This window comes from Streptomyces sp. NPDC001744, assembly GCF_042892575.1.
Classification (GTDB): domain Bacteria; phylum Actinomycetota; class Actinomycetes; order Streptomycetales; family Streptomycetaceae; genus Streptomyces.
On record NZ_JBIAUG010000009.1, the window covers coordinates 75963 to 97949 of the forward strand.

16 protein-coding genes are annotated in these 21987 nt (G+C 74.9%); 5 read left to right on the forward strand and 11 right to left on the reverse strand.

What is annotated here, in order from left to right; translation table 11 throughout:
- Window positions 1–62 precede the first annotated feature (62 nt).
- From ACFYZY_RS13420 to ACFYZY_RS13430, 3 genes are all read right to left on the reverse strand, one after another.
- Complete coding sequence (locus tag ACFYZY_RS13420; protein WP_388692996.1) at window positions 63–1334, reverse strand: NAD(P)/FAD-dependent oxidoreductase; 1272 nt, start codon at window positions 1332–1334, stop codon at window positions 63–65.
- Window positions 1335–1549: 215 nt separating this feature from the next.
- Window positions 1550–2197: a fasciclin domain-containing protein gene (locus ACFYZY_RS13425; protein ID WP_388692997.1), complete on the reverse strand. Its 648-nt coding sequence runs from the start codon at window positions 2195–2197 to the stop codon at window positions 1550–1552.
- Window positions 2198–2410: 213 nt separating this feature from the next.
- Entirely contained in the window at window positions 2411–3997 is a 1587-nt protein-coding gene (locus tag ACFYZY_RS13430; RefSeq protein WP_388693214.1) for a molybdopterin-dependent oxidoreductase, read from the reverse strand.
- Between the two features lie 368 nt (window positions 3998–4365).
- Here ACFYZY_RS13430 and sigK point away from each other — a divergent pair, with 368 nt between their 5' ends.
- The 3 genes from sigK to ACFYZY_RS13445 all read left to right on the forward strand — a co-directional run bounded on the left by sigK (window position 4366) and on the right by ACFYZY_RS13445 (window position 8168).
- A complete protein-coding gene (gene sigK, locus ACFYZY_RS13435) occupies window positions 4366–4956 on the forward strand; it encodes an ECF RNA polymerase sigma factor SigK (RefSeq protein ID WP_388692999.1) in 591 nt (196 codons plus the stop codon).
- Complete coding sequence (locus ACFYZY_RS13440; RefSeq protein WP_388693001.1) at window positions 4953–5705, forward strand: anti-sigma factor domain-containing protein; 753 nt, start codon at window positions 4953–4955, stop codon at window positions 5703–5705. Before sigK ends, ACFYZY_RS13440 begins: the two co-directional genes overlap by 4 nt.
- A gap of 324 nt (window positions 5706–6029) precedes the next feature.
- A complete protein-coding gene (locus ACFYZY_RS13445) occupies window positions 6030–8168 on the forward strand; it encodes an ATP-binding protein (RefSeq protein ID WP_388693003.1) in 2139 nt (712 codons plus the stop codon).
- Between the two features lie 27 nt (window positions 8169–8195).
- Here the strand turns inward: ACFYZY_RS13445 and ACFYZY_RS13450 are convergent, their stop codons facing one another.
- Window positions 8196–9842 carry a hypothetical protein gene (locus tag ACFYZY_RS13450; protein ID WP_388693005.1) on the reverse strand — a complete coding sequence of 549 codons (1647 nt, stop codon included), beginning with the start codon at window positions 9840–9842 and terminating at the stop codon, window positions 8196–8198.
- A gap of 585 nt (window positions 9843–10427) precedes the next feature.
- Between ACFYZY_RS13450 and ACFYZY_RS13455 the strand changes: the two genes are divergently transcribed.
- Window positions 10428–11030: a hypothetical protein gene (locus tag ACFYZY_RS13455; RefSeq protein ID WP_388693007.1), complete on the forward strand. Its 603-nt coding sequence runs from the start codon at window positions 10428–10430 to the stop codon at window positions 11028–11030.
- Window positions 11031–11048: 18 nt separating this feature from the next.
- Here ACFYZY_RS13455 and ACFYZY_RS13460 read toward each other — a convergent pair whose 3' ends face one another.
- A complete protein-coding gene (locus ACFYZY_RS13460) occupies window positions 11049–11810 on the reverse strand; it encodes a BTAD domain-containing putative transcriptional regulator (RefSeq protein WP_388693009.1) in 762 nt (253 codons plus the stop codon).
- A 155-nt stretch (window positions 11811–11965) separates the two neighbouring features.
- Here ACFYZY_RS13460 and ACFYZY_RS13465 point away from each other — a divergent pair, with 155 nt between their 5' ends.
- Entirely contained in the window at window positions 11966–14968 is a 3003-nt protein-coding gene (locus tag ACFYZY_RS13465; protein WP_388693216.1) for a BTAD domain-containing putative transcriptional regulator, read from the forward strand.
- A 12-nt stretch (window positions 14969–14980) separates the two neighbouring features.
- Here the strand turns inward: ACFYZY_RS13465 and ACFYZY_RS13470 are convergent, their stop codons facing one another.
- The 6 genes from ACFYZY_RS13470 to ACFYZY_RS13495 all read right to left on the reverse strand — a co-directional run bounded on the left by ACFYZY_RS13470 (window position 14981) and on the right by ACFYZY_RS13495 (window position 21781).
- Entirely contained in the window at window positions 14981–15163 is a 183-nt protein-coding gene (locus ACFYZY_RS13470) for a hypothetical protein (RefSeq protein ID WP_388693010.1), read from the reverse strand.
- Window positions 15164–15432: 269 nt separating this feature from the next.
- Window positions 15433–17820, reverse strand: a complete 2388-nt coding sequence (locus tag ACFYZY_RS13475) for a proprotein convertase P-domain-containing protein (RefSeq protein ID WP_388693012.1) — start codon at window positions 17818–17820, stop codon at window positions 15433–15435.
- 201 nt (window positions 17821–18021) lie between these two features.
- Window positions 18022–19632 carry a phospholipase A2 gene (locus tag ACFYZY_RS13480; protein ID WP_388693014.1) on the reverse strand — a complete coding sequence of 537 codons (1611 nt, stop codon included), beginning with the start codon at window positions 19630–19632 and terminating at the stop codon, window positions 18022–18024.
- Window positions 19633–19930: 298 nt separating this feature from the next.
- Entirely contained in the window at window positions 19931–20566 is a 636-nt protein-coding gene (locus tag ACFYZY_RS13485) for a hypothetical protein (protein ID WP_388693016.1), read from the reverse strand.
- Between the two features lie 309 nt (window positions 20567–20875).
- Window positions 20876–21202 carry a hypothetical protein gene (locus tag ACFYZY_RS13490; RefSeq protein ID WP_388693018.1) on the reverse strand — a complete coding sequence of 109 codons (327 nt, stop codon included), beginning with the start codon at window positions 21200–21202 and terminating at the stop codon, window positions 20876–20878.
- A 222-nt stretch (window positions 21203–21424) separates the two neighbouring features.
- A complete protein-coding gene (locus tag ACFYZY_RS13495) occupies window positions 21425–21781 on the reverse strand; it encodes a hypothetical protein (protein ID WP_388693020.1) in 357 nt (118 codons plus the stop codon).
- Window positions 21782–21987 lie beyond the last annotated feature (206 nt).

The window sequence follows — 21987 nt, forward strand, 5'->3', positions numbered from 1 at the left end:
CGTCTCCTCGTCCGTTCCCTCCGCGTCCGGTTCCGCGTCCTTCACGTCCGATCCCGCCCCCTTCACGCCCGGCTCCGTCCGTCTGCGCCCTCCCGGAGGGCGTCCGCGCCGCGATCCTTCTCCCGGAGGGGCGCGGGGGCAAGCTCCGCCTCTCCGGCCCGCAGCAGCCGGCGGCGCCTCGTACCGCCCGGGAGGCGGTGCAGGCGGTACGAGCCGGGTTCGGCCGCCTCGCCGGCCAGGTGCTTGACGACGCCCGCGCACACGGTCTCCTTGAGCTTCGCGCCGGGACCGCCGTCGATGTGGAACCACATCGCGGTGTCGTCGCGGGCGAACTGGAAGATGCCGTCGTGCCGGCCCAGGCTGACGCACTGCCCGGCGAACAACTCGCGGAGCGGGCCGGGCCGTTCCCCCGCGATCCGGGCGAGCACGGTGTCGGCGGCCCGCGCGCCCAGCGGGATCGCGGCCTGGCAGCTCATCCGCAGCGGCAGGCACGACGGTGCCGCCGAGTCCCCGGCCGCCACGACGCGCGGGTCGTCCACGCTGGTCAGCGTCTCGTCCGTGAGCAGCCGGCCCAGGGCGTCGGTGCTCAGCCCGCTGCGCGCCGCCAGGTCCGGCACGCCGAACCCGGCCGTCCAGACGGTCACCGCGCTCGGCAGCTCGCGGCCGTCGGCGAGCCGCACGGCGTCACGGGTCACCGCCGTCACCCTCGTACCGGGCCCGTCGAGCACGGTCACCCCGAGCCGGGCCAGCCGCCGGGCGACCGACCGCCGGCCCCGGGGGTGCAGGTACGGTCCGAGCGCCCCGCCGCAGGCCAGGGTCACGGCGCGCCCGGCCTCCGCCAGTTCGGCGGCGGTCTCGATGCCGGTCGGGCCGCCTCCGACCACGACCACCCCGGCCGTCGCGGGCGCCGCGCCGAGCGCGGGCCGCAGCCGTTCCGCCTCCTCCAGGGAGGCGAGCGGAAGGGCGAACTCGGCCGCCCCGGGCACCCGGGGACCGGCGCTCCCGCTGCCCACCGCGTAGACCAGGTAGTCGTAGCCGACGGTCCCGCCGTCCGCCAGCGTCACGGTGCGCCCGGCCGCGTCGATCCGTACCGCCGTGTCCACCACCAGCCGGACCCGCCCGTTCAGTACTTTCCGGTACTCGACGACGGCCTCGCCGGTCCCGCCCACCAGCTGGTGCAGGCGTACCCGGTGCACGAACGAGGGGCGGGGGTTGACGAGCGTCACCGCCACGTCGCCGCGCAGCGTCAGGCGGTTGGCCGCCATGACACCGGCGTACCCGCCGCCGATCACGACCACGTCGGTGTTCTTCGTGCTTCCGGTGTTCTCGCTCATGATGTCTCCTCCGCTCCAGGGGGTTCGGCATCAAGACACCGCCCGGCCGTTCCCTGTGACGGGGAGTGGCGCGGATCACTCCGGCGGACGCGGACGCGGACGCAGTCGCCCCCGTACCCGCCACGGCAGTCGCGACCGCCGCGACCGCCGTGGCCGCCGCGGCCCGGCCCCGGCGCGGGCGGGGACCGGGCCGCTCGGGGTGTCCGGGCGGGCCGTTACTCCGGCATGAGGACGGTGTCGACGATGTAGACGTTGGCGTTGGCCGTCCTCACGTTGCCGCACACGACCTTGGAGGTGTCGTTGACGGTGTAGTCCTCACCGGAGCCCTTCGTGGTGATCATGCCCTTCTGGAGGGTCCCGAAGGAGCCGTTCTCCAGCTGCTTCGGGGCGAGCCTCTCGCCGACGACGTGGTAGGTGAGGATCTTGGTGAGCGTGGCCTTGTCGGCGAGTACCTTGTCGAGGTCGGCCTTCGGGATCTTCGCGAAGGCGCCGTTGGTCGGCGCGAAGACCGTGATGTTCTGCGCGTTGTTGAGCGTGTCGACGAGACCCGCCTGCTTCACCGCCGTGACCAGGGTGGACAGGGCCGGGTTGTTCGACGCGGCGGTCGCGACGGGGTCCTTGGCCATCCCGTCGAAGGAGCCCGCCCCGTTCTTCGGCACGCCGGCGCAGGCCGGACCGAAAGGCTCGTCCATCGCTGTCGCGTCCTTCTGCGGGGACGTGCCGGTGGCCGGGTCGGCGGCGGCCGAGGCGGGGGGCGCGGCCTTGGTGTCGCTGCCGGAGTCCGAACAGGCGGTGAGCGAGAGGGGGAGGACGACGGCGGCGGTCACGGCGAGCGCGCCGTGGCGGATGCGCAGGGTGTTCATGCGAGTTGCTCCTCGGTGTTTTCCTCGCCCCGGAGGGCTCCGGGGCGGAAGCCGGGCGGCTTCCGGTGGATCGGGGTGCCGCTGTCCGACCGGCGCGTACGGGGCCGGTGCGGTGGTTCGGAGGCGGTCCGGTGGTGGACCGGAGGGGGCCGACGGTGGCCTGGTGGTGGACCGGAGAGGGGTCCGGCAGTGATCCGGCGGCTCGGCGGCGGTCTAGGTGACGGTGACGAAGACGCTGTGCCGGCCGCTGGCGCCGTCGGGGACGGTGCGGGTGCGCCGTGCGGTCTGGACCCGCCCGGTGCCGTCGACGGCGCGGACGGTGATCGTGTGACCGCCGGGGGTGGCGTTCCAGCGGTGGGACCACTGGCGCCAGGTGTCGGCGGTGTCCTGCGCGGCGAGCTCGGCGTCCTCCCATGGGCCACCGTCGACCCGTATCTGGACGCGGTCGATGCCGCGGTGCTGGGCCCAGGCGACGCCGGCGACCGTGACCGCGCCGGCGGCCGGGCGGGCGAAGGGCCCGGGGGTGTCGATCCGGGCCTGGGTCTTGACCGGCGCCCGGCGGGCCCAGCCGCGCTTCACCCAGTACGGGTCGTAGGCGTCGAAAGTGGTGAGTTCGATGTCCTCGATCCACTTGCAGGCCGACACGTAGCCGTACAGGCCGGGCACGAGCATGCGGACGGGGAAGCCGTGCTCGAAGGGGAGGGGTTCGCCGTTCATGCCGACCGCGAGCATCGCGTCCCGCCCGTCCATGACGTCCTCCACCGGCGAGCCGAACGTCATGCCGTCCACGGAACCGGCCACGAGCTGGTCGGCCCTGCCGCCCTTCGACGGCGGCCTCACCCCGCACTCCGCCAGCAGACCGGCCAGGGGGACGCCGAGCCAGCGGGCGTTGCCCGCGTAGGGACCGCCGACCTCGTTCGACACGCAGGTGAGCGTGATGTCCCGTTCGACCAGGGGGCGGGCGAGGAGGTCGGCGAGGGTGTAGACGCGGGCGCGGGAGACGCCCTCGCCGTGGATCCGCAGCCGCCAGGCGCCGGCGTCGACCCTCGGGACGACGAGGGCGGTGTCGACGCGGTAGAAGTCGGCGTTCGGCGTGACGAAGGGGCTGACGCCGGGGACCGCCGACCGGGCGCCCGCGGGCGGCGCCGGGGCGGGCGAGGCGGGCGGGGGCAGGACGAGGTCGTCGCGCGAGGCGACGGCGCTCCGGGCCTGCCGTCCGTCGAGGAGCCGGCCGAGAACGCCGGCGCCCGCGGACGCCCCGGCCGTGACGGCGGCGGCGGTGAGGAAACCGCGCCGGTCCCAGCCGCCCCCGCCCCCGCTTTCCGGCGGGGCGGTGCCGCTTCCGGGGGACGCCCTGGCCGCCAGCGGGTACAGCGCCGCGGCCCCCGCCAGGGCGCCGATCACGGACGGCAGCACGTCGAGGGGGCCGGCGTCCGGGCGGCTCAGGGCCGCCACCGCCCCGACCGGGCCGAACAGCAGGATCCCGGCCGCGCCCGCGCGCCGGTGGCGCGGGGCCACCAGGCCCAGGCCCGCCGCGACGAGGGCGAGGGCGGCGAGGATGCCGAGCCGCAGGACCGTCTTGTCGTCCTCGCCGAACGCGCGGATCGCGAAGTCCTTCACCGCGGCCGGTGTCCTGTCGATCACCGCCCCGCCCACCACCGTGACCGGCCCGGCCGCCGGACGGACGAGACCGGCCACCAGCTCGGCCACGGCCAGCGCGCAGGACCCCGCGACGAGACCGGCCGTCGCGCCGGGCCACGCCCTGCCGATGATGGTGCGGAAGTTGCTCACGGAGGGGATTCGGAGACCACCGTGCCGCGGATGGGTCCCTCATCCGAAGGAGTGGTGGTCGTCATGTTCCTTGACGGCGGGGCTCGTTGGGAGCGGAGACGCGGCGAAGGCCTCAGGCGGCCCCGCACCCGGTCGGGTCCGGACGGCCGCGTTCCCCCGATCGGACGAGCGGCGGACCCGAGGGTGACGAAACGGCACCCATCCGCACGCGTGCCCGCTCCGAAGAACGTTCACAGACACCCCCGGCTCCGAGAACCGGGCGCCCCCGCCCGCCGGACCGGGCTCCAGAGACGAAGGACCAGCATGCGACGGACCGCCCCGCCCCGACCGGCCCCGCCCGGCGGCCCCGCCCGGCCGCACCCGGCGGGGGACATCCGGTGAACGGGCCCCTCCCCTTCCGCCGCGCCGCGGGGAGCGCCGCCGCCCCCGAACTCCCCGAGGTCATGCGGCGGGTCGCCCAGGGCGACAAGGAAGCCTTCTCCGTCCTCTACGACGCGCTCGCCCCGACGGTCTTCGGGATCGTGCTCAGGATCGTGCGCGACCCCGCGCAGTCCGAGGAGGTCGCCCAGGAGGTCATGATCGACCTGTGGCGCCGGGCGGCCCGTTACCGGAGCGACGCCGGCCCGGTCACCGCCTGGGCCGCCACCATCGCCCACCGCCGGGCGGTGGACCGGGTCCGCTCCGCCCAGGCCGCGACCGACCGCGAACACGCCCGGGCGGTCCGCGACCACCACACCCCCTACGACGACGTCGCCGAGCAGGTCGAGACCCGGCTGGAGAGCGAGCAGGTCCGCCGGTGCCTGCGCGGCCTGACCGAACTCCAGCGCCAGGCCGTCACCCTGGCCTACTACCGGGGACTCACCTACCGTGAGGTCGCCGAAACCCTGCGCGCTCCTCTTCCCACCATCAAGACACGCATGCGCGACGGGCTCGTCCGGCTCCGCGACTGCATGGGGGTGACCACGTGAAACACCACGCGTCCGACATCCACACCCTCGCCGGCGCCTACGCCCTCGACGCCCTCGACACCGGGGAGACCGGCGCCTTCACCCGCCACCTCGACCGGTGCGAGGCGTGCCGGCACGAGGTGGCGGAGTTCCACGCCACCACCGCCCGCCTCGCCGCCGCCACGGCCCAGGAACCTCCCGCCGCGCTGAAGCGGCGCACCCTGGACGCCGTCGACGGCGTACGGCAGCTGCCCCCGCGGCTGCACGCCCCGCCCACGGCGGCGGGTCCCGGCGCCCGGCTGCGCCGCGGAGCCCTGCCGCTGGGACTCGCGGCGAGCCTCGTCACCGCCGCGGTCCTCGCCGGACTCGCCGTCCGGCAGCACCAGGAGGCCGACCGGGCACGGCAGGAGGCCCGGCAGGTCCAGCAGAGCCTCGACACCCTCAGCGGCGTCCTGGCCGCGCCCGACGCCGGCACCGTCCACGGCAGAGCCGCCAACGGCGCGCTCGCCACCCTCGTGACCTCCAGCAGCCGGAACGAGGCCGTGTTCACCGCGACCGGTCTCCCGGCCCCCGCGCCGGGCAAGACCTACCAGCTGTGGCTCCAGCACGACGGCACCATGCGACCCGCCGGCTTCGTCCGCCGGGACGGTTCCGTCCTCGTCGACGGCGATCCCGCCCGCGCCACCGCCCTCGGCCTCACCCTCGAACCCTCCGGAGGCTCCCCCCGGCCCACCACCGCCCCTCTTCTCGTACTGAGGATGCCCGCTTGAGCCCCCCGTGACCGAGGCGGCCGGTCTGCGGGACGGGGGAGCGCCGCCCTCCCGTACGGCAGCGGTTCCGGGGAACTCCGCCTCCCGGAGGCAGTGAGCGATGCTGCCCGCTCGTGTGCCGTACGGCGTCGTTCCGGTGCGACGAAGTGACAGAGTCGGCTCTCTTGGTGGCGGACGGTTCGCCTTTCCGGTTCCGATGTACTCGGGCACCACATGTATCGCGCCAGTCAGGGGAGTTGCCGCGGCGCGGGTGTTTCCGCGATCCGCAGCCGCGGCGATACAGTCCGGCGATGACGGGGCCGGCGAGCAGGGGGAGGGGCCGACGTGTTGGAGGTCGTGGCGCTCAGTGCGCTGACCACGTTCCTGCTGAGTGTGGGGAACGGGGCCGCGGGGGAGATCGGCAAGAACCTGTCCCTGTCGGCGGGGGCGCTGGTGCGGCGGACGCTCGGGCGGGAGACCCCGCTGCCGTCCGGTGCGGAGGAGCGCCGGGCGCTGGCGGGGCGCGTGCACGCGCGGCTGAGCGGTGATCCGCGGCGGGCCGGCGAGTGGGCGCTGATGCTGGAGAGCTCCCCGGACCCGGCGGTCGAGCCGTCGCGGGGGGCGATGCCCCCTGCGCCGTGGGCGTTCACGAACCAGGAGAAGGCGCTCAGGCAGTTGGTGCGGGAGGCCGAGCGGCCGTGGCAGGGCCGGCCCCGGGTGGCCCTGCTGTCGGGTCCCCCGGGAAGCGGTTCCACCTCGGTGGCGCTCCGGCTGGGAGCGGAGACGCGCGACCGGTTCCCGGACGGGCAGTACTACGTCGATCTGCGCGGCACGTCCGGGGAGAGCGGCCCGGACGCGGCGGGCGTCCTGCTGCGGCTGCTGCGCGAGATGGACGTGGACGCCGAGCGGATACCGGCCACCGAGGCGGGCCGCGAGCGGCTGTACCGGCAGCTCACCGCGGGGCGGAGGGCGCTCGTGGTCGTCGACCACACGGCCTCGCCGGCGCAGGTCCGTGCCCTCGTGCCCTCCACCCCCGACGTCCTGCTGGTGGTGGTCGTCTCCGGGCCGCCGCTGCTGCTGGAGGCCGAGCGCGTCGCCGTACCGCCGCTGACCGACCGGCACGCGAGGCGGCTCGTGCGGAAGGTTGCCGGGCCGGAGCACGCCGCACGCGTCAAGGCGTGCCTGCCGGAGGTGCTCGAACGCTGCCGGGGCAACGCCTTCGCCCTCCACGCGGAGGCCCGGCTGCTCACCCGGGACGAGCCCGGTCCCACGCCCGGGGACGGGACCGGGCCGTGGACCGGCCACCCGGTCCGTACCGCCGCGCACGTCGCGTCGCTCCGGCTCGGTCCGGAGGCGCTGCGCCTGTGCCGGCTCACCGCGCTCGGCGGCTGGCCCTCCTTCGGCGCGGGCATCGCGGCGGCGGCCGCCGACGTCCAGGAGGCGACGGCCGCCCGGCTGCTCGACGAGGCGGCGGACGTCGGACTGCTGGAACCCCTTCCGGACCTGAGGTACCGCTTCCGTCCCGAGATCAGACGGCAGCTCGCCGAGACGGCCACCGCCGAGTACGGCCTCGGCGCGTGCGCGGACGCCGTGGTCCGGGTGCTCGACGCCCTGCTCGGCCTCGTCCTGCCCGCGTCCCGCGCGGCCCTGCCGGAGAGTTGGCGGACCGAGGTGCCGGAGGAGTACCGGGCCGCTTCCGGATCCGTCCCCGACGGTCTCGCGGTCCTGGCCGCCGAGGTCGCCAACGTGGCCCGGGCGGTCGTCGTGGCCGAGGAGCACGGGCGGACCGACACCGCTCTGTGGCTCGCCCGTTCCCTGTGGCCGCTCCAGTTGAAGGCGTGCTACTGGGACGAGGTGCTCCCGGCGCTCCGGGACGCGGCGCGGTGTGCCGAGGAGAACCGCGCGGACGAGCGGATGGCGGCGTCGCTCCACATCCAGTTGGCCCACTGCCTGGGCGAGACGGGCCGGTGGGAACAGGCGGCCCGTGCGGCCCGCGCGGCCGTCACGTACGAGCGGGCCGCCGGCCACCTGCGGGGCGAGGCGTCGGCCGTGGAGCTGCTGGGCCTGCTGAGCCTCAACCGCTGGGAGTACGAGGAGGCGTACGAGAGGTTCGCCGAGGCGGAGGCCGTCTACCGGAGGATCGGGCCCGGCGAGGAAGGCGTGGCCGATCTCCCGAGGGCCCTCGCGCTGGTCGAACGCCACCGGGGCCGGGCCCTGCGCGGCATGGGGAGGCCGGACGAGTCCCGCCGGTGCCTGGAGCGTGCCGTGGACTTCTTCGCCGGACGCACCGGCGCGCCGCCGGAGGCGTACAACCGGGCCCGCGCCCTCACCGACCTGGCCGAGACCCTGCACGAGGCGGGCGACGACACGGCGGCCCTGGCCCGGATCGCCGAGGCCGAGACGCTGCTGCCGGCCTCCGCCGCCCCGCACCGCGCCTACCTCGCCGGTCTGCGGCGGCGGTGCGCGGTGTCCGCGGACCGGTAGGCCGGGCGGCCGGGCCGAACGGCGGGGTCAGACGGCCGGGGTCACGAGGAACGGGTGCGGGCCCCCGGCCGTGCGCATCCGGAGGACGACTCCACGCGCGGGGACCGTTCCGCCGTACGCCAGCCACGCGTGCAGGGCGGAGGCGTACGCGGCCGGGTCGGCGTCCGCCCCCGGCCCGGCGGCGAGCAGGAACGCGCCGTGCCCCCGGCCGCGTACGAAGCAGGTGTCCGGGCCCGTCGCGTACGCCGCCGTCGAGCAGTGCGGGTACAGGCGCAGCACCTCGTCGGCCCACGCGCCGGGACCGCCCAGCCGGGGGTCGTCCGCCGGTCCGTCGCGGGTGATCACGTCCGCCACGTCGAGGTCACCGGGGTGCCGGGTCTCCTCGTGCACGGCGAGGTGCGCGTCGCCGGCGGCCCCGGGAGGATGCCCGGTGGACCGCTCGACCACGAGGTCCGTCCCCTCCACACGGGTCCGTACGCGCAGGGGAGCCGTCGTCCTCCCCGGGGTGTACGGGGGGAGCGGAAGCGGCTCCAGGGACGCGGGGCCGGGAGGCTCGGGAAGGTCCATCAGGGCGTAGAAGTGCCGGCGCAGCAGTGCGGCCGACCGACCCGGCTCCGAGGTGACGAACCCGGCCGGAGCGGGGTCCGGACGGTGAGCGGCTATCCCCCGCTCCACCTGGGGGAGCAGCGGGCCGTACGGATCGAGCCGGGGCGCGTGCCGGACGAACTCCGCGAGCGGTGCCTCGTCGTCGAGCAGGCCCGCCCCGTCGGCGGCCAGCAGTACGGGGGTGCCCAGGGCGGCGGCGTAGTAGGACACCGCGCCGAAGTCCCCGAGGACGAGGTCGGCGGCGAGCAGGGCCTGTCGCCACGCGTGCACGGGGTCGATCAGGGTCAGCCCGCCGCGCCGGGCCCGGTCCAGCCAGGCGCGGACCTGGCCGGGGCCGTGCCCGTACCAGATGTTCGGGTGGAGGACGGCGGCCAGGCGGTAGTCGTCGGCGGGCAGTTCGGCGGTGAGCCGGGGGAGGAGACCGGGCAGGACGTCCTGCCCGCCGCTGCCGAACAGCCCCTCGGGGTTCCAGGTGGAGTTCAGGACGACGAGCCGCTGCCCCCGGCGCACCCCCAGCGCACGCCGGAACCTGTCCCGGTACGGGCGCGCCGCGAGCATGCGGTCGAAGCAGGGGTCCCCGGCGAGCACGGCCGCGGGCACCGCCTCCGCGCAGATCCTGCCGAGGCGTTCCAGCTGCTCGGGGTGGGAGAGGACGAGACCGTCGGCGAAGGGCTTCCCGTCGGACAACAGCCACTCCGGCGACAAACCGAACGTCGGCTCCCGGCTCCCGGCTCCCGGCTCCCGGCTCCCGGCTCCCGGCTCCCGGCTCCCGGCTCCCGGCTTGCCCAGTCTCTTAGTATATCCAACCCCGTGCGAAAGTACGGTCAAATTCCCCTGAATCAGGTCGATTTCGCCGCCGAAGCTCGCCGAGACGGCCAGGTCCACCGGAGTCGAAAGGGCCTGGCGCCACGGCAGTTCGGGCAGCTGGAGGTCGCGGAAGAGTTCGCGGATGCCGCCCTGGAAGGCGGACGAGCCCGTCGAGGTGACCAGTACCTGGACCCGGAAGTCGTCGTGGAACAGCGGCAGCAGATCCAGCAGGCGGCCGGCCGAGGTGACGTTGTGGACCACCAGCAGGACCCGCCGGTGAGCCGTTCGGCTCGCCCACCGGTCCGACCCCTCCCCGACCGGGACGCGAATCGCCGGAGGTTCTGGCCCCACTCGTGACCTCCTGGACGAGCGCGATGTCGTTACGCCAACACCCTATCCGTGCCCGGCGTGTTGCGATGGGGGCGTCGGCGTTCCGGCGTGGGCGGGGCCGGGCCACCCCTCGGCGGCGCCGACCCCGGCGCGGTGCCGACTCCGGCGCGGCACCGACTCCGGCGCGGTGCCGCTGATCGGTTTCGGCCTGTTTGCCGACGGCAATGAGCCGAGTGGCCGACGCGGTCCGGACGGCGGCATCCGGCTGGGATAGCTTGATCGTTCACCTCCGCGAGGAGCGGGCTCCGGAGGGCGTCCGGGGCCTGTTCCGCGTCGGCCGCGCAACGGCGAGGTCCGCCGTCCTCGTCGGCCTCGCCGTCGGACCTTCGGGCCTTCGGGCCCGCGCGCCGGCCGGAGGCGGCGGTGAGTGCGGAGAAAATACAGAATCCGTGCAGCTTCCTCCGCGACGTTGGTCCTTCGACCCCGCGACCCCGGGGTCCGGTGGGAGGAGCGAGCATGGGGGCAGCATGGGACGCCGTACTCGACTACGCCGAGGGCACCTTACGGCTGCTGCCCGGCCAGGCGGCGGTGACCTCCGCCGTGCTCCAGGGGCCGCCCGCCGCCCTCCTGGAACGGATTCCGCAGCTGGTGCGCGGTTTCGCGGGTGAACGGACCGACGGCGGGGCCCTGTTCCGCGCGGCGGCCGGACTCCCCGGCGAGACGGCCGCCCCGGACCCGGCCGACGGGACGGACGAGGACCCGGCCGCCGGGGCGGACGACGGGCGCGGCTGCGTCCTGGTGCAGTCCCTGCCCGCGCTGAGCCGGGAGTCGGAGGGGAGCGCGATGGCCGCCCGCGCGGACCGGCTCGCCGAGGCCGCCGACCGGTTGCACTGGGAGCTGGCCGAGTGCGGGGACCCCTCCGAGGGGCCCGTCGCCGGCCGCCTCGCCGCCCGTTACGCGCTCTGCTACGCCGGGGCCGCCCTCCTCTGGCTGTGGCGGGCGGACGGGGAGGGGCACCCGGAGTGGACGTACGAGGCCGTGGACGCCGTCCTGGCGGCGCTGGAAGACCCCGTCCGCGTGCCGGACGCCCCGGCGGCGCTTCCCCTGATTCTCGCCTGAGGGGACCGACCGCGTTGCTCAGGCGGCGAGTTCGCCCGCAAGGACCTGCTGGAAGGCGCGGGTGAGCAGGGGCCCGGGGCCGACACCCAGCCGGTCGGCGAGCAGTTCCCGGCCGGAGTGGAACTGGAGCAGGGCCGCCGCGGGCTGGCCGGCACGGCACTGGGCGGTCATCAGCAGGCAGCGGAACCGCTCCCGCAGCGGGTACCGGGCCACCAGCCCGGTCAGTTCGGCGACGAGCCCGTGCGGCAGCCCGGTGGCGAGGTCCGCCTCGGCCCGGTCCTCCAGGGCGGTCAGCCGGGCCTCCTCCAGCCAGGGGCGCTCCTCCTGGGCCAGCTGCTCGGTGGTGTCGGCCAGGGCCTCGCCCTGCCAGAGGCCGAGCGCCGAACGCAGGACGGCGGCGGCCTGTCGCGCGTCCCCCCGGCGCAGCAGCGTGCCGCCGAGCGCGGCGCGCTCCGCGAACAGGCGGTGGTCGCAGGCCAGTCGCCCGGGGGCGGCCGACAGGCGGTAGCCGCGGCCCACCCGCTCCACCCGGGCGGCCCCGTCGAGCGGGGCGCGCAGCCGGGAGGCGTAGGTGTGCAGCTGGGCGACGGAGCGGGCCGGGGGGCGCTCGCCCCACAGGGCGCGGATCAGGCGGCCGTCCGGGACGACCCGTCCCTCGGCGAGCAGCAGCGCGGCGAGGACCGTGCGGGGCTTCGCGCCGTTCAGGGCGTTCTCCGTGTCTCCCGGCACGGCCCGGACGCGGACCGGCCCGAGCAGTGCTGTCTCCAGGATGGGCGTCATGGGGAGCGACCGTAGGCGGACGGCTCATCCTCCCGGTATCGACCGCTTATCGACGGTCCGGGCCGCCCGGAAGGGGCCCGTTCCCTCTGTCGAACCCCTGTTCCACACATTATGATCATGACAACTTTCAGGGAGGGGGGCCCGGGTTGGCGTCGATGCGGTTCGGTCTGCTCGGGACGCTCAGGCTGACCTGCGAGGACCGGGAGATCCGGCTCGGCGGCGCCCGTCAGCGCGCGGTGCTGGCCCTGCTCCTGCTGCGGCACGGCCGCACGGTCTCGGTGGACGAGCTCGCCGAGACCGTCTGGGACGGTTCGCCGCCGCCCACCGCCCGGACGCAGATCTCCATCTGCGTCGCCCAGCTGCGCAAGCTGTTCCGGGAGGCGGGTGCCGACGGCGAGGCCATCGTCACCTCCCACCCCGGGTACCGGCTCGACACCGAGGGCCACGCGCTCGACCTCACCGACTTCCTCTCGCTGACCGGGCACGCCTCCGCGCTGGCGGGCTCCGGCCGCTCGGCGGAGGCCGCCGACGCCTACCGGCGGGCCCTCGCCCTGTGGCGGGGCCCCGCCCTGGACGGCCTGACCGGTTACGCGCTGGAGCAGGAGGCGTGCTGGCTGGAGGAGCAGCGGCTGACCGCGCTGGACGGCCACGCCGAGCTGCGGCTCGCCCTGGGCCGCCACCAGGAGCTCACCGCCGAACTGGCCGCCCTGGTCAGGGAGCACCCGCTGCGGGAGCGCACCCGGCACTCGCTGATGCTCGCCCAGTACCGCTCCGGCCACCGCGCCGACGCCCTGGACACCTTCCGCGTCGGGCACCGGCTCAGCATCGACGAGCTGGGGCTCGAACCCGGCGCCGCGCTGCGGGAACTGCACCACGCGGTCCTCCGCGAGGACCCGGCCATCGCGGCCCCGCCGACCGTCCCCGGGCCCGTCGTACCCGCCGGGCCCACCGGGCCCACCGGGCCCACCGGGCCCACCGGGCCCACCGGGCCCGCTGAGTCCGTCGCGTCCGCCACGGCCGGGGAGCCGGAGGGCCGGCCGGAGACCACGCCGGCGGTCTCCCCGGCAGAGGCCCCCGCCCCCGCCGACCGCGGGCCCGTCCCGCTCCTCGTCCCGTCCGACCTCCCCCCGAACATCCCCTCCTTCACCGGCCGCACCGCCGAGACCGAGGTCCTCGACGCCCTGCTCGACGGCCGCCCCGACGGCGAGCCGCCCCGGGTCGCCCTGGTCACCGGGGTGGCGGGCATCGGCAAGACCGCGCTGGCCGTGCACTGGTCGCACCGCGCCGCCGCCTCCTTCCCGGACGGCTGCCTCCACGCGGACCTGGGGTCCGCCCCGGCCGCCCCCGGCGAGGTCCTGGGCCGCCTCCTGCGCTCGCTCGGCGCGCCCGGCGAACGGCTGCCCGACGACGAGGCGTCCCGGGTCTCGCTCTACCGCAGGCTGCTGCGGGGCCGCCGGGTCCTCGTCGTCCTGGACGACGCCTCCTCGTTCGCGCAGGTCGCCCCGCTGCTGCCGGCCAACGGCGGCTGCTGCGTGCTCGTCACCAGCCGGGAGAGCATGGAGGAGCTGGTCCTGCGGCACGGCGCCGTCCGGGTGCCGCTCGGGGTGCTGGACCGGGCGGACTCCACCGCCCTGCTCGACCGGATCGTCACCGGCGGCCGTACCGCCGCCTCCCGCGCGCAGACGGCGCGGCTGGCCGAACTCTGCGACGGACTGCCGCTCGCCCTCTGCATCGCCGCCGCCCGGCTGGCCACCCGCCCGCACTGGACCGTGCGCCGCCTCGCCGACCGGCTCGCCGACGAACACCGCCGCCTGGACGAGCTCAGCCTCGGCGGGAGCCGGGTCCGGGCCAGCTTCGAACTGAGCCACGGTTGCCTGTCGCCGCGCCTCGCCTCCGTGTACCGGCGGCTCTCCCTGCTCGACGTTCCCGACGTGCCGGCCTGGGCCGTCGCCGCCCTCCTGGACTGCCCGGTGGAGACGGCCGAGCAGTACCTGGACGAACTCACCGACGCCCACCTCCTGGAGGTCTCCGGCCCGGACGCCACCGGCCAGTACCGCTACCGCTTCCAGAGCCTGCTCCGCCTCTACGCGCGGGAACGCGCCCGGGAGGACCCCGACCGCCCGGCCGCGGAGGCGGCCCGGGACCGGGCCCTGCACAGCTGGCTGACCGTCGCCGAGGCCGCCCACCGCCGCGAGTACGGCGGTGACCACTCCGTGGTGCACGGCCCTGCTCCCCGCCCGCACGTCGACCGGGACCTCCTGGACGACCTGCTGGACCGCCCGCTGGACTGGTTCGATTCCGAACGCCACTGCCTGGTGGCGGCCGTCGCCCAGTCCGCCCGGCTGGGACTCGCCGCGCTCGCCTGGGACCTGGCCGCCTCCACCGTCGGCTTCTGCGAGATCCGCAGCAACACCGACGACTGGCGCCGCCTCTGCGAGGAGGGCCTGGCGGCCTCCCGGGCCGCCGGGGACCGGCAGGGCGAGGGCGTGATGCTCGGTGAGCTGGGCGCCGCCCTGCTCTACCGGGGCGAGTCGGAGGCCGCGGTCCGGCTCCTGGAGGAGGCGGACGGCGTCCTGCGGGCCGGCGGCGAGGTCTACGGGGCCGCGCTGAACGCCTGCAAGATGGCCGTCGTGGTCCGCCAGCGGGGCGACGCGGACGCGGCGCGCGCGCTCCTGGACGGGGCGCTGCCCGCGCTGCGGGCCGCCGGGGACCTCTCCGCGCAGGCCCACGCGCTCAACAACCTCGCCCAGATCGCCCTGGACGCGGGGGACCCGGAGGAGGCCGTACGCCTCGGCCGGGAGGCGGTCGCGCTGGCCCGGGGGCTGGGCGCGACCCGGGGCGCGGCCCAGGCGTTCCACCGGCTGGGGCGGGCCCTGCTGGCGGCCGGGCGGCTGCCGGAGGCGGAGGAGGCCCTGACCGAGGCGGCCGGAATCGTCCGCGTCAAGCGCGACCGGCTGGGCATGGCCTACGTCCTGCTGGGTCTGGCCGAGGCCCGTCTGCGGGCCGGCCGCGCCGACCGGGCCGGCGAGGACCTCACCGCCGCCCTGGCCCTGGCCGAGGAGACCGGCAGCACCGTCCTCATGGGCCGTCTGCACCTGCTCCGGGCCGAACTCGGGGAGGCGCGGGCAGCGGGCCCGGTGCTCCCGCAGGAGGTGTGACCGGGCGGCCGCTCAGTCCCAGGGCTCGGTCCGCACGATCACCGTCGTCCCGCCGGCCGCGGCCGACACCGTCGTCCCACCCGTCCCACCGATCGGCGCGGTACCGGCTGCCACCGCGGTACCGGCGGCCAGTGCGACACCCGTGATGACCGCCGCGATCGCCACGACCGCCTTGACCAGACGTCCGTTCTCCATGTCCCCACTCCCTCTCGTCCCTCGCCCACCGGACCCCGGCCCCTTGCCGGTCCGTTCCCCGGGCGACTCGCTCCGACATCGGCAGACGTTAGGAGAGCGGGGCTTCGAGTCCTTATCGGTCCGTTATCCGTCCCCCTCCTCCCCTCCTCCTCCCCTCCCTTCCTCCTCCCTCTCGACCTGGGGAAAGGGCGCGGCCCCCGGCCGGGGGAGCCGGGGGCCGCGCATGCGGGGGCGGGACGGGGGCGTCCGGAGCGGTCGGGCAGGACCGGTCAGAACTTCAGGGTCCAGTGGTCGAGCGTCCCGGAGGAGCCGGCCGAGATGTCCTCGACCCGGAGCTTCCACACCCCGCTCGCCGGGGAGGCGGAGGCGTCCACCGTGAAGACCTGCTGGATCACGCCGTTGCCCTCCTCCTCCACGGACTCCTTGACCAGGTACACCTTGCCGTCCGGGGCGACCAGGTGGACGTCCAGGTCACCGCGCCAGGTGTGGGTGGCGTGCAGGTACACCTGGAGGTTCTTCGGCGCGTTGCCCGCGATGCCGGTGACGGTGACCGGCACCTCGACGGTGCCCGGGTCCGGGACCGCGTGCGGGGTCTGCACCTCGTACGCGGGGAACGTCATCGACCAGGCGTTGAGGGTGCCGACGGAGCCGGTGTACGGGTCGGAGACCTTCAGCGTCCACGTGCCGTCCGCAGGGGAGGCGGAGGCGTCCACCCGGTAGGTCTCGCGGAGCACCCCGCCGTTCTCGGTGGCGGCGGTGGAGGTCGTACGCAGCGGGTAGGTCCGGCCGTCCGGGGAGAGCAGGTCGATCCGGACGTCGCCGCGCCACTCGTGGGTGACGTCCACCGCGACCTGGAGGGCGGCCGGGGCCTTGCCGCCGATGCCGGCCACCGCGAGGCCGGAGGTGACCGATCCGCCGTCCGGGACGCTGAGGTTGCCGGTCATGGCGAAGGGCGTGGGGAAGTTCAGCGACCAGCCGAGGAGGGTGCCCTTCCCGCCGGCGGAGGCGTCCTGGACCTGGAGCTTCCAGGTGCCGGAGGCGGGGGAGGCGGAGGCGTCGACGGTGAAGGCGCCGAGCGCGCCGCCCGTCTCGGTGGAGGAGGTGGACTTCAGGCGGTACAGCCGCCCGTCGGGGGCCACCAGGTCGATCCTGAGGTCGCCGCGCCAGTCGTGGCTGCCCTCCAGTTCGACCCGGAGCGCCTTGGGCGCGTTGCCCGGGACCCCGGTGACGGTCAGCGGGGCCTCCAGGGTGCCCGGGTCCGGGATGGGCCGGTCGGTGTCGTCGAAGACCTGGGAGGGACGCGGCCGGGCGGCCGGCGCCGGCTCCGGGGCGACCGTGCCGAGAACGGCCTTGCCGAGGTCGATCCGGGGGGTGACGGCCCCGGTGTACGTGATCGGCGTACCGGTGGCGGTCAGCTTCGCCACCAGGTTCGCGACGCTCTCCGCCGGGTACTTCTGGCGCAGCACCGCCAGGGCTCCCGCCACGTGCGGGGCCGCCATCGAGGTGCCGCTCTTCGCCGCGTAGCCGCCGCCCGGGACCGAGGACACCACGGCCGCGCCGGGCGCCATCACGTCGAGGAGCGGGCCGCGGTTGCTGAACGAGGCCACCTGGTCGTCGTTGGTCGTCGCGCCGACCGTCACCGCCGACGGGACGCAGCCGGGGGCGTTGACCGCGTCGCCGTACCCGTTGTTGCCGGCCGCGACCACCGTCGCCACGCCCACCGAGTACAGGCTGTCGATCACGGACTTGCGGGGGTCGGTGTCGCAGGCCGTGGTCCAACGACCCGCGCCCAGCGACATGTTGGCCGCGACGATGTCCGTTCCGGACTGCTTCAGCGCGTACACCTTCTCCAGCGCCTTGATCTGCGAGCTGGTGAAGCTCAGTACGCAGGGGCTGTTGCCCGCGCCGCAGTAGTCGTCGGAGTCGAAGCGGGAGAACACCTGCAGGGCCACGATGTTCGCGCCCGGAGCCACCCCGCGCCCGGGGGCGCCGCTCAGACCGCTTCCGTTGCCGGCGACTATGCCCGCCACATGGGTGCCGTGCGAGCAGGCCGCGCCCAGTTCCGCGCAGCTGCCGGTGTCGGCGTCGGCGCTGCCGGCGCCCTCCTGGGACGCCTCGCCGTTCGGGCAGAGACTGGTCGCGCCGTAGCTCTCGTCGTTCACCGAGAAGCACGCCTCGGCCGTCACCCGGCCACCCAGGAAGGGATGGTTCTTCGCGACACCGGTGTCGATCACCGCGACCGCGGTGCCCGCCCCGGTGGCGCCGGCGGCGAACGCCTTGTCCGCGCCGATCCGGACCGTCGAGTTGTCCAGCATCGGGGCGACCGGGACGTCCTCCGTCACGCTCACCACGTCCGGGTTGGAGCGGAGCGCGGTGAGTCCCGCCCGGTCCACCGTGAGGGTGACCATCGGCAGCCGGTCGTACGCCACCTCCGTCTCCCCCGCGGTGGCGGCCGTGGCCACGTCGGAACGGGTCTGGGTCACCACGTTCACCCGGACCGTGCCGCCGCCCGAGGTGCCGGTCTCCAGCGCCGGGTCCACCGGGACCCCGTCGGCGGCGGCTGCCGGGGCCGCCCCGACCAGGGGCACCAGGCCCGCCGGCAGGGCACCGAGCAACAGGCCCGAGGCCATCGCGACGGCCACAGCGGATCTCTTCACGACATGCTCCAGGGAGTAGGCACCGGGCGGGCGGTGCCGCGGCGGTAAAAAAAGGGGGGAGGGGGTGACTCGCTGATGAGGCCCGCGAGTCCAGGGCCGGAAGTTCAGGGGTGTGGGGCCGTGCGATCGGACCCCGCGGCGGGGACCGGGCGGCGGCGTCGGTCGCCCGGCCGCCCGGTTCCCCTGCGAACGCGCCGCCCGTCAGGTGGCGTCGGCACCGTTCTTCGGGTGGCCGCCGTAGAAGACCCCGACGTAGTACGTGTACGCGGTGGACCGGCAGGCGCTCTTCCAGAAGTACGCCGGGCAGGTGTTGTAGTACAGCATGTTGTAGAACGCGACGTCGGTGGCGATGCCCTTGTTGCGGTCCAGGTAGTAGCGGTAGCCCTTGTAGCTGTTGCCGATGGTGCCGTAGCCGTAGTCGTGCGAGTCGCAGGCGGTACGGAAGTCCCAGCCGCCGGGCTTGTCGGAGGCGCTGGTGCAGTGGTCCTTGTAGACGCCCATGACCCAGGCGCCGGTCGGGGTCTTCTTCCAGCTCGGGTTGCGCCAGCCGTAGTGGGCGACCTTGGTCGCGCAGCCGCTGTACTGGTACCACATCCACGTCTCGGGACGGGAGCAGTAGCTCGGGTACGCCTGGGCGGAGGTGATCTCACCGCCGGCGAAGTCCTCGGAGGCCGGGGCGACGCCCTCCCCCTGGGCCAGGCTGGGGGCGCCCTGGACGGCGCTGCCGGCCTCCGGGCGGATGCCGGTGGTCTCCACCGACTGCGGGGCGGCCGTGTCACCGGAGTAGGTCAGCTGCCAGGACGCGCCGTCCTCGGCGGAGGCGGCGACCACCCGGTCCGAGGCGTCGTAGCTGTAGGTGTTGAGCTGGCCGCCGGACGCCGGATCGACGACCTTGCGGAGCAGGCCGGAACCGTCGTACGAGTAGCGGGCCAGGGTCTGCACGGTCTGGCCGACGGTGACGGTGATGTCCTTGACCTGGCCCGCGACATCGCCGAGGGTCTGGCCGGCGGCGGTGGTGGCGGTCGCGTAGTTGACCCTCACCGTCTGCGCGGGGGTGTCGGCACGCGCCGGGTCCTTGACGGTGGAGACGCGGCCGGTGCTGTCGTAGGTGACCGTCGTCTGCTTGAAGGCGGTGTTGCCGACCGCCGTCACCCGCCAGGTGTCGCCGCTGCCGCCGACCTGCTTCCAGGTGTAGGACGGCTTGAGGGAGGCGGCGGGGATCGGGTTTCCGGTGGAGTCCAGCGGCACGTCGTCGTCGGAGGCGACCCGGGTGAGGTCGACGTTGAGCGTCTCGGTGACCGTGGTCCTCAGCACGCCCGCGAGGTCGTCCCACTGCACGTTCTCCACCAGCGTGGAACCGTCGGACGCCTTGTAGGTGTTGATGCCGCCACCGTTGGCGCCGGCCACCGAGTCGGTCAGGTCGTAGCGGACGGACTCGGCGGTGTCCAGGTCGGTGGTGGTGATCGAACCGGAGCCGGGGACCAGCTTGCGGTTCAGCTGTCCGCCGACGAACTCGGCCTCCCAGCTGGGACCGAACACCCCGAGGTCGGCGCGGGCGGCCGGGGCGTCCTGGGCCTGGGCGACGCCCGGACCGCTCCCGTCCACCGTGTGGGTGCGGCTCATCAGGCCGTACGACACGTCGTTCTCGGATATCTGGAAGCTGTCGTCGGCCGACTGGTACATGCCCGGACCGATCAGCTTGGTCTCCCCGGTCTCCAGCGCCGGGGAGGGGATCTCCTCGGCGACGGCCGACTGGGGGAGGAGCAGTGCCAGTGACACTGCCGCCACTGCGGGGAGCGCGGTTCTGCGCACGTTCGGTTCCTTCGGGTCACCGGCGGCACACGGTCCGGTCCCTTGAGGCCGGTTGCCGTCTCGCCTGTTCGAACCGGTCGTTCTCGGCCGGCGACGAGAAACCTAGGAACCCGCCCCTTCGATCCGTTATGCCTCCGCCATCACCCGCTCCGATGCCGCTCCGATGACACCCGGTTGCCCGTACGGTGACGCCTGCGGACGCCCCGCGCCCCGCCGACCCGCGGCCCGGCGCACGGCCCTTCCCGTACGGCCCCGCTCCCGTACGGCTCTTCCCGTACGGCCCCGGCCGGGCCGGTGGTCACCGGCCGCCGCCTCCGGGGGTGAACGGGCCGGTCGCGGGGGCCACACACTTGTCGACGACGGTCTCCCGGCCGGCCGCCGTGCCCTTCAGGCAGAGCCGCCCGCCCTTCTCGCGCAGGTCCAGGAAGAACTGCGTGGTCGCACCGGACTGCTTCACGCCGTGGACGCGTTCGCCGGCGTAGCCGAGGCCGTTCAGGATCGCCCCGACCTTCGCGGGGGTGGGGTCCGCCAGCTCCAGGAGGGCATCGGCGATGCGCTCCTCGTGAAGGTTGCTCGCGCACCAGTCACGCGCGCTCAGCTCCACGTCCGGTCCCGCCGTGGGCGCGGTCGGCACGAGCGCGTCGGCCGGCGCCTCCGTGCCGTGCGGTGCCGCCGCCGGGCTCGGCGGCGCCCCGGCCGGGGCGCCCGGAGGGGGGCACGTCCGCTCGATCCGCTCCTGGATCTCCGCGAGGGCCGGAGCGGGCTGCCGGCTTTCCACGGCCTCCGTCCGCACGGTCCGCTCTCCGCCGACGGTCGTCTTCTCGGTGCCGCACGCGCCGAGCGCCAGCACGGCGAGAGCCGTCATGGCCAGGGTGAGCCGGGGGCGGCGCGAGGAACGGGCGAACGGGCGGGCCGGGAAGGGAAGTCGTCTCATGTGCACAGCTTCTGATCGGACCGCCCCTCGCGCGTGAGTACGCGTACTCACGTGCGAGGGGACAGTCACTCAACCCCGGCGGAACGCGGCCCCGGGCCTCAGCGGGCCGCACCGGGAACGACGAGCGCCCGCACCCCGGTCACTCGGGCAGCAGCCGTTCCAGCGTGAACCGCGACGCCGGGTCGGGAGCGACGGTCGGCGACTGGACGCGGTGACGGCCCGGCGGCAGTTCGACGCGAAGCGCCTCCGGCCGCTGCTGTGCGTCCTGCGGGGATTCGAGGATCCTGTCGGCCTCGTAGGCGGCGTCGGTCAGGACGTACCGCCCCCGAGTTCGGAGGAGAGGGCGTCCTCCCGTCCGTCGGCTGCCATGGCGGCGTGGACCGCGGGCAGCAGACCGGTGTCGTCGTCGGCCTCGTACCAGCGTGCGAACGTGAGGGGTTCGGCGAGCCAGGTGACGGACAGCGGCTCGGCGCCGAGCGTCAGGACGTCGCGACCGGCCGGCCGGAAGGACGAGACGTACTCGTCGATCACGCCCTCTGCCCCGTTCCCCTCCCATGCCGGGAGCAGTTCCTCCGGGATGAGCGCGTAGCGGGCGAAGTCGGTGCTGTCGAGCCAGGTGGCCAGGGGAAGGATCATCACATCCGCGCCCGGCGGGCACGGGAAGCGGCTGTGCCACCGGAGCAGAGGAACTCGGCTGCGGCCGAGCTCCTCCGCTGTGTCAGTTTGTCCGTTGGCACCGAACCCGGTCGTTTGGCCATCGAACCGATCCGTGCCGCGTCCGGCGTGCCCAGAACCGCGGAAGGAAAGAGGGCCGACGGCAAGCCGTCGGCCCTCCGGGCCGTCCCGCAGCGCAGACTGTCAGCCGCCGAGGGTCCCCATGCACGTCATGCACCGGCTTGTCGCCCGCAGCTGCGTGTTTCCCCCGGTGGCGGCGGCCGGGTTGCCTTCGCTGATGCGGTCCCAGTCTCCGGGGGACGAATCGAGAATCCAGCCCCACCTCGGGGGCCGGACCTCGTCCTCTGCCATGTGGTCGCAGGCGCCCGGAACGTGCGCCTTGCCATTCTGTTTGATCAGGATGGCGTTGCCGGGGAACTGCCGCCACTCCTGTCGAACACGCCGTTCCTCCGGGCGCGCCTTGGGCACGCTGCCATCAGGAGGGCAGGCACATCCCATGCCGATGACGTTGTCGCATCGCTCGCAGCGCACCTCGTTCATGTGAGCAAGTGTCCCAGCCGAGAGGGGGGCAACTCACGCGCAACGGGACGGTTTCGGTGTCCGTTGCAGGAATGCCGAGGGTCACCGCTGTGCGACTGGGCCGGACGGCAGAGCGGCTGACTTCGGTCCCGACGGACACAGTTCGCCGGAGACGGGCGAGGAAGGAGCCGACAGGACCGGATACGGCCCCGCGCCCGTGCCGACGT

What these genes read in the sequence shown, in the direction of transcription:
- ACFYZY_RS13420 (WP_388692996.1), bottom strand. Translation starts at nt 1,334, where the DNA reads ATGAGCGAGAACACCGGAAGCACGAAGAACACCGACGTGGTCGTGATC.
- ACFYZY_RS13425 (WP_388692997.1), bottom strand. Translation starts at nt 2,197, where the DNA reads ATGAACACCCTGCGCATCCGCCACGGCGCGCTCGCCGTGACCGCCGCC.
- ACFYZY_RS13455 (WP_388693007.1), top strand. Translation starts at nt 10,428, where the DNA reads ATGGGGGCAGCATGGGACGCCGTACTCGACTACGCCGAGGGCACCTTA.
- ACFYZY_RS13460 (WP_388693009.1), bottom strand. Translation starts at nt 11,810, where the DNA reads ATGACGCCCATCCTGGAGACAGCACTGCTCGGGCCGGTCCGCGTCCGG.
- ACFYZY_RS13465 (WP_388693216.1), top strand. Translation starts at nt 11,966, where the DNA reads ATGCGGTTCGGTCTGCTCGGGACGCTCAGGCTGACCTGCGAGGACCGG.
- ACFYZY_RS13470 (WP_388693010.1), bottom strand. Translation starts at nt 15,163, where the DNA reads ATGGAGAACGGACGTCTGGTCAAGGCGGTCGTGGCGATCGCGGCGGTC.
- ACFYZY_RS13485 (WP_388693016.1), bottom strand. Translation starts at nt 20,566, where the DNA reads ATGAGACGACTTCCCTTCCCGGCCCGCCCGTTCGCCCGTTCCTCGCGC.
- ACFYZY_RS13490 (WP_388693018.1), bottom strand. Translation starts at nt 21,202, where the DNA reads ATGATCCTTCCCCTGGCCACCTGGCTCGACAGCACCGACTTCGCCCGC.
- ACFYZY_RS13495 (WP_388693020.1), bottom strand. Translation starts at nt 21,781, where the DNA reads ATGAACGAGGTGCGCTGCGAGCGATGCGACAACGTCATCGGCATGGGA.